13 protein-coding genes are annotated in these 13613 nt (G+C 55.6%); 8 read left to right on the top strand and 5 right to left on the bottom strand.

Annotated features, from left to right (window positions below):
• Nucleotides 1-156: 156 nt before the first annotated feature.
• On the bottom strand, nt 157-1809 hold the full coding sequence (locus H6G52_RS14220) for a transglutaminase domain-containing protein (protein WP_199291470.1): 1653 nt from the start codon (nt 1807-1809) through the stop codon (nt 157-159).
• Between the two features lie 606 nt (nt 1810-2415).
• Between H6G52_RS14220 and H6G52_RS14215 the strand changes: the two genes are divergently transcribed.
• Nucleotides 2416-2862: a dTDP-4-dehydrorhamnose 3,5-epimerase gene (locus H6G52_RS14215; RefSeq protein ID WP_190529184.1), complete on the top strand. Its 447-nt coding sequence runs from the start codon at nt 2416-2418 to the stop codon at nt 2860-2862.
• 134 nt (nt 2863-2996) lie between these two features.
• On the opposite strand, the gene H6G52_RS14210 is transcribed toward H6G52_RS14215, so the two are convergent.
• From H6G52_RS14210 to H6G52_RS14200, 3 genes are all read right to left on the bottom strand, one after another.
• Entirely contained in the window at nt 2997-3488 is a 492-nt protein-coding gene (locus H6G52_RS14210) for a DUF4168 domain-containing protein (RefSeq protein WP_190529181.1), read from the bottom strand.
• 111 nt (nt 3489-3599) lie between these two features.
• Entirely contained in the window at nt 3600-4232 is a 633-nt protein-coding gene (gene tsaB / locus H6G52_RS14205; RefSeq protein WP_099533085.1) for a tRNA (adenosine(37)-N6)-threonylcarbamoyltransferase complex dimerization subunit type 1 TsaB, read from the bottom strand.
• Between the two features lie 69 nt (nt 4233-4301).
• Nucleotides 4302-4643, bottom strand: a complete 342-nt coding sequence (locus H6G52_RS14200; RefSeq protein WP_190529179.1) for a Dethiobiotin synthetase — start codon at nt 4641-4643, stop codon at nt 4302-4304.
• A 171-nt stretch (nt 4644-4814) separates the two neighbouring features.
• Here H6G52_RS14200 and serS point away from each other — a divergent pair, with 171 nt between their 5' ends.
• The 6 genes from serS to H6G52_RS14170 all read left to right on the top strand — a co-directional run bounded on the left by serS (nt 4815) and on the right by H6G52_RS14170 (nt 11509).
• Nucleotides 4815-6110 carry a serine--tRNA ligase gene (gene serS / locus H6G52_RS14195; protein ID WP_190529177.1) on the top strand — a complete coding sequence of 432 codons (1296 nt, stop codon included), beginning with the start codon at nt 4815-4817 and terminating at the stop codon, nt 6108-6110.
• A 216-nt stretch (nt 6111-6326) separates the two neighbouring features.
• Nucleotides 6327-6755, top strand: coding sequence for a J domain-containing protein (locus H6G52_RS14190; RefSeq protein ID WP_242026394.1), 429 nt, complete (start codon nt 6327-6329; stop codon nt 6753-6755).
• Between the two features lie 413 nt (nt 6756-7168).
• Nucleotides 7169-7339, top strand: a complete 171-nt coding sequence (locus H6G52_RS14185) for a hypothetical protein (protein WP_158234415.1) — start codon at nt 7169-7171, stop codon at nt 7337-7339.
• A gap of 377 nt (nt 7340-7716) precedes the next feature.
• The gene (locus H6G52_RS14180) at nt 7717-8226 is read left to right on the top strand and encodes an inorganic diphosphatase (protein ID WP_099533103.1); all 510 of its coding nucleotides are present in this window, start codon (nt 7717-7719) and stop codon (nt 8224-8226) included.
• A 358-nt stretch (nt 8227-8584) separates the two neighbouring features.
• Complete coding sequence (locus tag H6G52_RS14175; protein WP_190529176.1) at nt 8585-10078, top strand: phosphatidylserine/phosphatidylglycerophosphate/cardiolipin synthase family protein; 1494 nt, start codon at nt 8585-8587, stop codon at nt 10076-10078.
• Nucleotides 10079-10384: 306 nt separating this feature from the next.
• The gene (locus H6G52_RS14170) at nt 10385-11509 is read left to right on the top strand and encodes a glycosyltransferase family 2 protein (protein WP_158234414.1); all 1125 of its coding nucleotides are present in this window, start codon (nt 10385-10387) and stop codon (nt 11507-11509) included.
• Here H6G52_RS14170 and H6G52_RS14165 read toward each other — a convergent pair.
• Nucleotides 11413-12480 carry a serine/threonine-protein kinase gene (locus tag H6G52_RS14165; protein ID WP_158234413.1) on the bottom strand — a complete coding sequence of 356 codons (1068 nt, stop codon included), beginning with the start codon at nt 12478-12480 and terminating at the stop codon, nt 11413-11415. The genes H6G52_RS14170 and H6G52_RS14165 overlap by 97 nt on opposite strands.
• A 338-nt stretch (nt 12481-12818) precedes the next feature.
• On the opposite strand from H6G52_RS14165, the gene H6G52_RS14160 reads away from it, so the two are divergent.
• Nucleotides 12819-13538: a heme oxygenase (biliverdin-producing) gene (locus H6G52_RS14160; RefSeq protein WP_099533078.1), complete on the top strand. Its 720-nt coding sequence runs from the start codon at nt 12819-12821 to the stop codon at nt 13536-13538.
• The last annotated feature ends 75 nt before the right edge of the window (nt 13539-13613 follow it).

Below are 13613 nucleotides of genomic sequence, written 5' to 3'. Positions count from 1 at the left end.
GGCAAGGTCAGCCACAGGTCATCCTATGACGTTCGCTTGCTTCTTGCCAATCACTTGCAAGTATCAGCGCAAAAATGGAACCTGTGGATCCGATGCAGATCTCGTGTAGATCTATTCCCATGAGATCTACACGAGATCTCGCGGATGCCGTGGACTTTAGGGGCGATCGAGTGGATCCAGCTCTTCCAAAATTCGGAACCGCACATGGTTGAGCGCCAAGTCACCCACCTTCAGATCCGACAATTCCGCCAAGGGTTGCCCACCCAACTGGATTCCTTGGAATCGAGATCCCTTGGCAATTTCCACATGGTTCCAAGGCAGGGCCATGAAATAGCGAGTGGGATAGGGGCCGCCCTCTTGGATGTCGTCGGGGTTGGACTCCATGGGCACCCAGCCAAACCCGGGAATGAAGAACTCTAGCCAAACGTGGTTGTAGTCGGGATAGAGCGCCACTTGGGTGCGATCGGCCGGTTGTGGGCACTTGTAACGACCTACGGTGCGGGTGGCGATGCCATTCAGCCGAGACAGGGCCAGCAACACGCCCACATATTCACCGCAACAGCCATAACCGCGATCGAGCACCGCATCGGGCGGTTCAATGCTGCGACGAATCCGATAACCCAGGCGATCGTACACATAGTTCCGAATGGCCAACATTTGCCGCAGCAAGTTGGTTTCGGTGCCGATCGCCTCGCGGGCCGCCGCCCGCACCGAAGGCTGATCCATCGCCAAATTGTCGTTATCAACTAAATATTTTTCGGTGTAGTCTGCGGGCAATTGGCAGTCTGCCAGGGAGGGCAACCGTTCCACATCCGGCGGTGTGAGTTGGTAGCGAATGCCCCGCACATCGATGATCGCTTTCCAACCAAACAGCCGCCCTTCACCCCGCTCGATCGAGCCAAATTTGAAGACCGCCACCTGCTGACCGTCAGGCAACAGTTCAATTTCAAAGGGCATCCCCACGGGTTCGACGCTTTGCACCGTTTGCCGATCGGTGTTGGCCGGCAAGGAAATGCGCCACTCCAAATCCTTCAGCAGACTGAAATCCACCCCTTCCAAGGGTGACAGTTCTTCCACATAGAACATCTCAATCCGGTAGCCGTTGGAGAGGGCATAGCCCCGATCGGGATAAAAGCCATAGTCCAGGGGGCCGATCGTCACCCGATCGCGGAACGCCACTTGCAGGGGTTCCGGATCGTTGGGGTTGTCGCGGATGTAGGGTTCTTCGCCCGAGTAGGCCACCCAGAGGGTTCCCGCTTGATCAAAAGCCAAAGCCGTGGGCGATTCGTAGGGAGTCAGGACGCTGAAATTCACCAGCCCCGTCGCCCGATCGAGACAATAAACCGTTTGCTCCAGGCGATCGCACACCCAAAGTTCTTCGCCCCTTGCCACCAAATTTTCTACCCCAATCCCGGGGGCATAGAACCGGGTAATTTCACGTCCTGTGTTCAAATCCAGCACATAGATACAGCCCGATCGCTGGGAGGACACGTATAGGGTCGATCGATAAATCGCCACCCCTTCCACCCACTCGGGTAGGGTGTACATGGGTTTGGGTTCCCACTGGCCCCAATTGCAGGCGAGCACTTCCCGATCGCGCGTGAACCAGACCGAGGGCACATCAGCCCCGGCCAACGGCGGCCCAATGGCCAGCCCGATCGCATCCAGAAAATCCCCAACCTGATAAACATTCAGAACTTCAGTGCAGTCGGTTGCCAAGTCCACCAGCAGCAGATGGCCCCGGGCCGCATCCAAGGCCAGCACCTGATCCTGATGAATCGCCAGGCCGCGCAAGGCATAGGTCGCCAAGGGACGACAAAGGCGATGGCGGCGATCGGGCGGGGCCGGGGAGTCGGTGGCCTCGGCGTTGGAGCGATCGGTATCATGGGGCGATCGAAATGGCGACTGACGAGATTTCGCAAACACGGTTTTTAGGGGGCAGCCTCAACGGCGGCGGCGCGATTAATTTGTACGATAACCCGTTCTCGGAGACTGTATCAATTGCACCGGATTGGAAACCTTCCAATACTGACAGATAGGCTTGGGGTTTGCCATCGACCATTCCCAAAAACACTCCCAAATTTTCAGCAGACTTTTTAGAAAACCTTCAGAATCAATCGCGATCAATTGCTCCCCGATGTTTACCATTGCGTGGCTTATGTCATGCCTTTGCTGACCTTTTGGGGGGCGCGAATCTTGAGCTTTGACCCAGAGCCTGTGTTGGCATTTAACTGGAAAGTTTCGCCTAAGAATTTTGCTGAGAAATCTTGGGTCAATGGAAATTTTGTATCAAAAAGATCAAAAAATTAAAAAATAGCCAAAAAAAACCAGCTCCCACGGCTTTTAAAAAAATGCGTTAGACTAACCGCCAGCGCCATTGTGATCGATCGCTCAAATGCTCTTGAGGTACAGATCATGGGACTTTCTCAAACAATCCAAGTGAAGCGACTCGACTCCATGAAGTCGGGAATGGCAGAGTTTTACACGCCCCAATCCTGCCATGAAACAATGTTGGTGCAAGTGCCGGCCATGGCGCGGGATGATTTATTTGTGCATCGGTTTCAGACCGATCAATTGTTGGTGGTGCGGGGCAATTTTGTGATGGTGGTGTTGCACAACCGTCGCTATCAATACATTCCTTTGAGCGATCGTGTGCCGGTGGTTTTAACCATTCCGCCCGGTGTGCCCCATGGTGCTTTGAATTTCAGCCAAGATCCCTGTTTGGTGGTGAATGCTGTGGTGCGTCACGGAGCAGCCCATCGCCTTGACTATCGACCCATGAAACCACCCTTTGCCTACGATTTGGCAGTGGCGGAACAATCCTTGGCAGCTCTGTTGAATTGTGTGGAAGCGGCGGCTTAATCGCCCGCTCGAATCGCCCGCTCGAATCGCTCGATCGAATCGCCCGATCGATCAGTTGTTGGCTCGATCGCTACATCAGGACTGACGCAACAGATAGATCACTTAGATCACTGATTTCAACTAGATCGCTGATTTCAACGGGGTTCAGCTTCCAATTCCTGAAGCCTGGCTGCAATTCGTTCTCCAAAATCGGGATCGTTGTTCGCCAAGCTCAGGAGTTGCACATATTCCTGAGGTTTCAAACCCGCCTGCTCGATCGCCTCGAAAGCCTCCAGCTCAATTTCCTGCTCCAAGCGGCTGGCTTCCGGTTCAGTTTCCGCTTGGCGCAGCTCTCCTTCCCGCCGCTCCAACAGGGCCAGCACTTGCAAATAGGCCCGCACAAATTGGGTCACCTTTTCGGCCGGCACGGCGCTGGCATCCGGTGAAATCGGGGCGGCTGACCCGGGCGCGGCCAGCGGGATCGGTTCCGTGGCGGCCCAGGCGGGGATCAAGGCGCTGCCCCAAAGCCCGCCGATTAGGCAACCAATCAACCCGATCGAGAGGAAAAGTTTGCCCACCGATCGCCCGGCTTGGCGGAGGCGATCGCCCCAAGGAAGGCGCGAAAACTGGCTCGATCGATTGGCCATGGGTCTGCCTGCGGTTGTGCTGATGGGCTGGAGCTGCTGATTGGTTCTAGCTGATGAAGTTGGGTCGTTTATTTGAGCCGATCGATGGCGCTGAGATTGCGGTTGATCGCCCTATCGATCGACCGGATGTTGGCCATAGTGCGGCAATACCGTGGACCAATGGGGCCGAACGTCCTTTGCCCAATCCTGTTGGGCCAGTTGCAAAAGGGCGATCGCGTCTTGGCCCAAATCTGCCTCCGCCGTCACAATCACACAGGGAGCCGGTTGCTGGGCGATTGTGGTTTCCCACTGTTCCGGAGCCAAGACCCGATCACTCAAATGGGTCACCAAGCCCGCCGCCGTAACCTCATAAATGCCCCCATGCCATTCTCCTCGTCGGGCCGGCATTTGCACCGCCAGCCATTCACCCGGTTGGGCTCGTTGGCGCTGTCGCCAGGCCGCCGCCGCCAGGGTGGAATAGCCAAACAGCGGGAGATCCAACTGTTGCGCAAGGGTGCGGGCCGCCACCACGCCAATGCGGGTGCTGGTGAAACCGCCGGGGCCGATCGCCACCGCCAAAAGCTGTACCGCCGACCAAGGCAGGGGATACACAAACTCCGACAGTCGATCGTGGAAATCGCTGGATAGTTTTGTGCCCAATTCCCAAACCCGCCCCACCATGTCACGGGGCGAGTCTCCCTTAGCCAATCCCAACTGGGCGCTGGCGGTGTGGATGGCGATGCCCCAACGGTTCCCCTCAGTCATGCGGCAATCTTGTGCTCTTGAAATGCTGTTGAAATGCTGATGTTGAAATGTTGAAAGACTGATGAAGTTCTAATCTTGCCAGCTTCCGGCAAAGATGCTGCCTGCGGCCCGCGCGATCCGCTCCAAGTCTTCATCCAACAGCGGCGGCCAGTTCACCCCCTGTCGATCGCCCTGTTCATAAGCCTCGCGACTTTCTACCGCAATCCGATAGAGCGGCCCGGCCAGCTCCCGGCTGAGGCTGGGAGTTCCTTCCAAAGCGTTGTAGACCATTTTCAGGGCCAACAGAATGGAGGTAACTTGTCCGGGAATTGGGGGTTTGCCTGCCTTCAGCCGATTCAAAAATGCATCGGCATTTTCAGAACTCGCGTTGCCTTGGCCAATCAAAAAGCCGCGGGCGGTTTCGTAATCCATAGACAGGGTTGGGTTGAATCAGTTGAATCAACGGATAGCGTTCATGCCAACAGGGCCAGCGGTTAATTAACCCAAGGCAACGAGAAATGGGCCGGGGCGATCGAGCAAGGGTAAACCAGCCGATAGAATGGTTGCACCTCAAGATATTACTGAAAACAGCCCCCATCGATCGTGCTAGACCTGAAGCTACTGCGTGCGAATCCTGATGATGTCCAAGCACGCCTGAACCACCGTGGCCAATACGACATTGCTCCGATTTTGGAACTCGATCGGGCAGTGCGTGACTTGGAACAGCGGCGCAATGATCTCCAGGCCCGCAGCAACGAAATTGGCAAACTGGTGGGCCAAAAGATGAAGCAAGGGGCCGATCCCCAGGGGGCAGAAGTGGCGGCCCTGAAGGAAGAAGGCAACCAACTGAAGGCCCAATTGGCAGAGCTGGAACCCCAGGAACGGGACTTGAAAGCGCAAATTGAAAGCGCCCTGATGACCATTCCCAACTTGCCCGACCCCACCACCCCGATTGGGAAGGATGAGGACGACAACGTGGAAATTCGGCGGTGGGGCGAGGCACTGATCCCCACGCGATCGGACATTTTGCCCCACTACGAAGTGGGTGAAAAGTTGGGTTGGTTGAACTTTGAACGGGCCACCCGCATTGCCCAAAGCCGATTTGTGGCGTTGATTGGTGAAGGGGCCGCCCTAGAGCGAGCGTTGATTAGCTTCATGCTCGCTCGCCACATTGCCGCCGGTTATCAGGAAGTGTTGCCCCCCATCCTGATTAACTCCGCCTCGTTAACCGCTTCGGGCCAGTTGCCCAAGTTTGCGGAGGAAAGTTTCAAGTGCGATCGCGATGATCTGTGGCTCGCGCCCACCGCTGAAGTACCGGTCACTAGCCTTTACCGCGATGAAATCTTGAACGATGATCAGTTGCCGATTTACCACTGCGCCTACACGCCCTGTTTTCGGCGCGAAGCCGGCAGCTATGGGCGCGACACTCGCGGACTCATTCGGTTGCACCAGTTCAACAAAGTGGAGCTGTTTAAGTTTGTGTCGCCGGAAACCTCGGAGGCAGAACACCAACAATTGCTCCAGGATGCAGAGGGCGTGTTGCAGGCCCTGAAGCTGCCCTATCGGGTGTTGCAACTTTGCACGGGAGACATGGGTTTCTCGGCCCAAAAGTGCTACGACTTGGAAGTTTGGCTGCCCTCCCAAAACAAATATCGAGAAATTTCCAGTTGCTCGAACTGTGGTGATTTCCAAGCCCGTCGGGGGAATTTGCGGTTTAAGGAGGCGGGCAAAAAGGGAACCCAATTCCTGCATACTCTCAATGGTTCCGGGCTGGCTGTGGGCCGAACGATGGCGGCAATTTTGGAAAATTACCAACAACCGGATGGGTCGATCGCCGTGCCGGAAGCCCTGCAACCCTACCTGGGCGGCAAAACGGTGCTGGGAGCGGCAACCCGTTAACCGCTCAACACAGCACCACCGCAGCACCACCGCAGCGCCACCGCAGCAAGGGCGGAGAGGCCATCACAGTACAATCAGGAAACCGATCAAACCGGAATCTTGGTTAGCGGCTATTGACCGTTGATTAACCCTGATTCAGCATTGGGTTCATCAAAATTGGGTTCGTCAACTATGGCAGGCGATCGAACGGCACAGTCTGGCTCTCTTGATCCCAAAATGACCTACTACGACCTTTTGGGGCTGCATCCCTCGGCGGATGTGATTGAAATTCGGCGGCAATATCGCGAACTGAGCAAGGCCTATCACCCGGACACAACCGAGTTGCCGCTTCCGATCGCCACGGTCAAATTTCAAGAGTTGAACCAAGCCTATGCGGTGTTGAGCAATCCCGATCGCCGGGAGCAATATGACCTCTCGATCGGCTATTCCCGCTGGACGGTGGTGCAGCCCTGGCAAAATTTGCAGCCCCCCAGTTCCTTCGAGTCTTCCAATTTGTACTTGGATCCGACCGATCGCCCCCTATCCGGCGGGGAACTGTTTGCCCTGTTTACGCTGGGCCTGTCCTTTGTGGGCTGTTTGGCGTTGGTGTTGGTGGTGGGAATTTTGCGGGGAGAAATTTCCCTCACCCAAATTGCTGGATTGTAGGTTTGGTCAAGTTCCCAACACCAACCCAGCCCGGGGACTTGCTACGATGATCGGCACGGTGTCTCCCGGCGGCCCGATTTGACTGGATGAATCGATCGCCCATCGAGCTGGTGGCGGCCCAAGCTGGGTTGTGAGGGGTGGGTTTTCTGCCCGATCGACCCGCAGCCACGGCCAAACCCAGCCCCCGATCGCTGGTTTATTCAGCGGAGATCCGATTGCTGATTTCAGACTTCCCTATGGATAGTGACGGTAGTAGTCGTCCGCTCGAACCGCTTTTGCATTCTGCCTTCCCCCTCCGTTCTCCATCCAATCGCACCCTAAAATCGCCCCAAAATTCAGCCTCAGCCTCTGTCCTAAACTCAGCCTCAAAATCTAACGATCCTCCGTCCCCCGTTCTGTTGTCGCGTCCGGCGATGTTGACGGAACCCCCTTCGGCGGTTTGGGCCCGCTGTTTGGGAACGACGATCGCCCTGTTAACCCTGACCTTGCCTTGGATGGCGGTGGTTTATTCCAATTGGGATGCGATGCCCTCCACTGCCCTGCCAACGCCAGCGGTCTTCCGCGCGGAACAGCCGATGCCTTAATCGCTCAAGCGAGCTTTGGGCCCTGGATAGATTCGCAAACTGGGCAGATTCGCAAACTGGACAGATTTGCAAAATAGATTCGCAGTGCTCAGGATCCTGAGTGTCGATCGTTCTGAGCGACCAATTCCGCCGCCCGATCGCCGGTTGCTACCCCTGGGGTCGCGCTCCATGCAATTATTGGAGGGCCAAAAGGGGCGCTCCGATCGCGCCCGGTGTCTGTCAGGATCGATGCCCAACCCTTGATCGCCTGAGGGTTAAGAAGCTGGGCCCCAATCCAGCCATTGCAGGGAGTCAATGATGATGGACGATCGGGCGCGATCGATTGGAGTTTGCTCTGGCGCAAGCAAGTATTCAAGCAAGCTTTTAGGATCGAGACCATGGATCTGTCGCGCATTCCTGCCCAACCGAAGCCCGGAATTGTGAACGTGCTGGTGGAAATTCCCGGTGGCAGCAAGAACAAATACGAGTTCGATAAGGATATGCAAGCCTTCGCCCTCGATCGGGTGTTGTATGCCTCGGTGCGCTATCCGTTTGACTATGGCTTTATTCCCAACACCTTGGCGGATGATGGCGATCCCCTCGATGGGATGGTGATTATGGATGAGCCGACCTTCCCCGGTTGCGTGATTGCCGCGCGTCCGATCGGCTTCCTGGAAATGGTGGATGGGGGCGATCGGGACGAAAAGATCCTTTGTGTTCCCGCTGCGGATCCCCGCTATGCCGGTGTGAACTCCCTGAAGGACATTCACCCCCACCGCTTGGAAGAAATTGCTGAATTCTTCCGCACCTACAAGAACCTGGAAAAGAAGGTGACGGAAATTCTCGGTTGGCAAGAGGCGGACAAGGTGGCGGCGCTGGTTGACAAGTGCGTGGCTGCTTACCAGTAATTGCGCAGTTAACCTGGCCTAATTCAAGTTGGCTGAATTCAGGTTGGCCTAATTCAAGTTGACTGAATTCAGGTTGGCTAAATCTAAGTTGGCTAAATTCAGGTTGACTTACAGCCCTTACCCCGATTACTAAGCACAGTTGCCCGTAGGGTGGGCATTGCCCACCAAACCGTTGCTTCATGGCATCTGCAATATGGCGTGCCAATAATTCTAGGTAAAGGCTGTAACTGCTTAAGTTGACTGAATTCAAGTTGGCTTGATTTGGCTCAACTCGTGTGGCTCAACTTTGACTGGATGAGTTGCTCAACAGCTCAACAGTCGTTGTGGACTAGTTGCCGTTCAACGGGCGATCGGGGTGATGGAAACGAACGGATGGGCGATCGGGCGGTTGAAATCCTGGGCGAGTCTTTGGACGTTTAGCCTTTTGGGTGCGATCGCCCTGTGGGGTTGCGGGTCGGCGGGCCCCCAGTTTCAAGGGGGATCCTTGCCGCCGGCCGCTGAATTCAACAACTCAGCCGGTTCCGCCGAAAGTCGTCCTTCCCCGATCGCCCAACCGGGCCCCGTGCGGGCATTTTTTAATCACAATCCTGCTAGCCAATATCGCGATCCCTACCGGGGCATTGAGCGATCGGGCGATGACCTTGAAGGGCGAATGGTGCAGTTGGTCGCAAGTGCCCGATCGACCGTGGTGGTGGCCGTGCAGGAATTGCGCTTGCCTCGGTTGGCCCAAGCCTTGGTCGATCGCCACCGGGCCGGCCTGCAAGTACGGGTAATTTTGGAAAACAGTGCCAGCCGTCCCTGGAGCAGCTACAGCCCGGAGGAGTTGGCGCAACTGAGCGATCGGGAGCGATCGCGCATTGAAGATTATTTCCGACTGGGCGATCGCAACGGCGATGGAACCGTCAGCGAGGCGGAGGTGCTGGCAACCGATGCCATGGTGATGTTGGCCCAGGCCGGCGTGCCCACCCTCGACGACACCGCCGATGGGTCTAAGGGATCGGGCCTGATGCACCACAAGTTCATCGTGGTGGACGGCAATCGATCGATCATCACCTCCGCAAACTTCACCCTCAGCGATGTCCATGGCGACATGGGCCGGCCCGCCAGTCGCGGCAATCCCAATAATCTGTTGGAAATTGACAGCCCCGTGGTGGCCGGTTGGCTGTTGGAGGAATTTGGGCTGATGTGGGGAGATGGGCCCGACGGCCAGCCCGACAGCCGCTTTGGCACAAACAAGCCCCTGCGCCCCCTGCGATCGACCCAAGTGGGTGATGCCACCATTGGCATTCAGTTCTCGCCCATGAAAACCGCCGTTCCCTTTGCTGAACGCACCAATGGAGTGATTGCGGCCACCGTGGGCCCAGCCACCCGATCAATCGATGTGGCCCTGTTTGTCTTTTCTGAGCAGGCGATCGCGGATGCCATGGAAACCGCCCACCGCCGAGGAGCCAAAGTGCGTGTGTTGGTGGATCCCAGCTTTTTGGCGCGGGACTATAGCGAAGCGCTGGATCTGTTGGGGGTGACCCTGCGCCGCAGAACCTGTGAACTGGAACCCAATCAGCGGCCTTGGAACCCGCCGATCACCACCGTTGGTTCTCCGGAGTTGCCCATGGGCGACCTGCTGCACCACAAATTTGGCTTGGTGGATGGGCAAACGGTGGTGACCGGTTCTCACAACTGGTCGGCGGCGGCCGATCGCCTCAATGATGAAACCCTGTTGGTGGTCAAGCACCCGATCGTGGCGACCCTGTTTCAGCGGGAGTTCGATCGCCTCTGGAGCAACGCCACCATCGGCCTCACCCCGAAGCTGAAAGAGCGCCTCGCAGCCGATCGGGCCCGCTGTGGTTCCTAGGGGTTGCCTCAGCCCATTCAGTAAATTCAGCCTATTCAGCAAGTTCAGCGCATCCCGAGCTGATTCACCGCTTGACCCAGCCCGTTGCGGTTCTTGCGGCTTCCTCCATGCCCCGATCGTGACCCCTCAAAAACCCGATCGAAAACAATCACGAATTGCGTTTTAGGCGGATTGGGCCAATTCCGCGTGAACTTCAGAAATGGGGAAGACAATCAGATCTACCAGATCTACCAGCAGCCCCAAGCCTGAGGCTATGCTCAAGGCACGATTTCTTCCCGGTTTAGTTGATTTCTGATGGCCCCACCCATGAATGCCGTCCCCACTGCATCGATTATTATTCCCGCCTATAACGGGGCAAAAACCATTGCTGAAACGATCGAATCCGTCCTGAATCAGACTTTGCGGGACATCGAAGTGATCGTTGTAAACGATGGTTCCACCGACAACACCTCCGACGTGGTGCGGCAATTCACAGACCCCCGCCTGAAGCTGATTGAACAGGAAAATGCTGGTGTGGCCGCTGCCCGCAATCATGGGGCCATGGTGTCCCGAGGGCGATATCTAACCTTTATTGATGCGGATGATTTGTGGACATCGGACAAGGTAGAGGATCAGGTTAATGCCCTTGAAGCCAACCCAGAAGCCGGAGCCGTTTACAGTTGGATTGATTGGGTAGATGAGGAGGGAAATTATATTCGTGACGGGGGCTTTATTGACACGGAATATAACACCTACTTACAGATTTTATTGATTGACATTGTGCAGTCGGGATCAAACACAATGATCCGACGCGATGCCTATTTTGAACTGGGAGGCTACGAAGGATCGCTGCACCCGGCCGAGGATTGGGATTTTTGGTTGCGCTTGGCGGAATCCTATGAGTTTATTTGTGTGCCGAAATTACAGGTACACTATCGCCAGGTCAGGGGTTCCGCCTCCACCAATGCGATCAAGATGGAGCAGGTGAGCTTGGCGATTATTAACCGAGAGCGCCAACGCCTCAGTCAAAATCCAGCCGATCGCAAGCGTTTTGGCAAGCTGGTGCAAATGACCCTGAATAATCGCTATAAATTTCTGCTTTATAAGGCGATGGATGGGGGAATTCACCGCAACCGTGCTTTTTTGGCCCTGCGCTATTTGGCCTATTGGATTTGGCGCGATAATTGGGAATTTGTGCGGGAAAACCGTGATTGCACCATCAAGATTTTGACCAAGATTTTGGTCTTTATCTTTTTGCCCAATCGGTTGGCTTGGAAGTTTGTTTATCGCTACCGATCGCACCTGGAAATTGAAAAGGCAGTGCTCTGGACAATTAAGGTCAAACTGCCCGAGTTCTATGAAAAATTGCCGCCGGAAGATGTGCCAATTCGAGTCAGCCAAAAGCGCTTGGCCCGATCGCGATCGACCGCCATGGACTCTTCTCGACGGTAGGGAGAAGGGGGCATGGTGCGGATGATGTTGTCTAAGTCCGCCAGCACTTCCAGAGCGCTTTGGTAGCGATCGGCAACGGCCGGTTGCAAAAGTCGATCGAGCACCAAGCCCAACCCCTCACTCACCGAGTCAGACACCGGCAAGTGCTTCCGTTGGGACGCATCTAGCGAATCTCCATTGCCCGACAGCTCATCTCGCCATTGGGCCAACTGTTCTCGCCAAGGCCACTGGCCCGTCAGGGGGTTGTATAGCTCCTCCGGTTCCACACCGGTCAGCAGAAACACGCAGATCGCTCCCACGCTGTAGAGATCGCTGGCGGGATAAGCCTGGCCGCCGCGCAATTGCTCATCGGGGGCATAGCCAGCCGTGCCGATTTTCGTGCCGGGGCGGCTTTGGGTGTTGGCTTCCAGCACTTTGGCCACGCCGAAATCGATCGGGACAATTCGCTGATCCCGCTGACGACGAATCAGGTTCAAGGGCTTCAGATCCCGGTGAATCGTGCTGCGATCGTGCACAAATTGCAACACGGGCAGCAAATCCCGCAGGAAAGCCAGCAGCTTGGCTTCGCTGAACGGGCCCGATCGTTGCAATTCCCGATCAATGGTTTCCCCGGCGATATATTCCTGCACCAGGTAGAGGTAGCCCCCTTCTTCAAAAAATCCCAACAGGGCGGGAATTTGGGGATTGTCGCCCAAATCTCGCAGCCGCAGGGCCTCGCGGGTGAACAGCTCAATCGCCTTGTCGCGGCCGGCAGGGGTCTTGGCACTGGGCAAAAATTGCTTAATGGCGCAAGGGGTATCCAACCGATCGCGATCGATGCCCAGGTAGGTACGTGCAAATCCGCCACGGCCCAGGGGGCGAATGGCGCGGTAGTGTCCCCGCAACAGCAAGGGAGCACCGCAATTGAGGCAAAAATTCCCCTGATCGGGATTGTGCGGGCGATCGCACTGGGGGTTTAGGCAAAAACTCACAGTCAGGGATTCAAGCGAGGAGAGATACGAAAATGATTGATTTGATCAAACCCGATGATTTTGGTGCTTGTCATGATTCTTAACCATAACGTTCAGAAAATCCCGCTAATCTAACGATCGAGTCACCCAGCGATCGAGACAGGATTTTGCTTTGGCCGTCTTTCGCCGTGGTTAAGTGCTGCCCTGTGTCGGCAACCGTCGCAACCTAACTGTTTTCAACCTAACTGTTTTAGGGGCCCGCGTTCGGTAGGGGGTGTGGATTTCTCCCCCGCTGCCTTTGCCCAGGAACCGCACAAAATTGGCAAACTGGTATTCGCAGACTTCTCAACTTCTTTAACATGAGCGTCAATTTAGCAACCAAACTACGCGAAGGCACGAAAAAATCACACAGCATGGCAGAGAATGTCGGCTTCGTGAAGTGCTTTCTGAAAGGCGTAGTCGAAAAAAGCTCCTATCGCAAACTGGTGGGCAACCTCTACTTTGTCTACACGGCAATGGAAGAGGAAATGACGAAGCACAAAGATCACCCGGTTGTTGCGCCGATCAACTTCCAAGAGTTGTATCGCAAGAGCAGCCTGGAGCGCGATTTGGCTTACTATTACGGCTCCAATTGGCGTGAAGAAGTGAAGCCTTCGACCGCCGCCCAAGACTACATTGCTCGGGTGCGGGAAGTGTCGGCCACGGCTCCCGAACTGTTGGTGGCCCATTCCTACACGCGCTATTTGGGTGATTTGTCCGGTGGGCAAATTCTCAAGAACATTGCCGTGAATGCCATGAACTTGACCGATGGCCAAGGAACGGCTTTCTATGAGTTTGAAACCATCTCTGATGAGAAGGCTTTCAAGAACCAATATCGGGCAGCATTGAACGAATTGCCGATCGATGAAGCCACGGCCGATCGCATTGTGGATGAAGCCAATGATGCGTTTGGCAAGAACATGAAAATGTTCATGGAATTGGAAGGCAATTTGATCAAGGCGATCGGGCAAATGTTGTTTAACACCCTGACCCGCCGCCGCAGCCGGGGCAGCACGGAAGAGCTGGCCACCGCTGAATAGGCTAAGTCAATTGGCTTGACTGGGTAACGGACACTGGGGACAATTTATTACAATTTACTCAGGAAACCAGCATCC

This window comes from Limnothrix sp. FACHB-881, assembly GCF_014698135.1.
Lineage (GTDB): Bacteria > Cyanobacteriota > Cyanobacteriia > CACIAM-69d > CACIAM-69d > CACIAM-69d.
The sequence above is the reverse complement of the archived record's forward strand: the minus strand, read 5'-3'. Positions and strand labels throughout refer to the sequence as shown.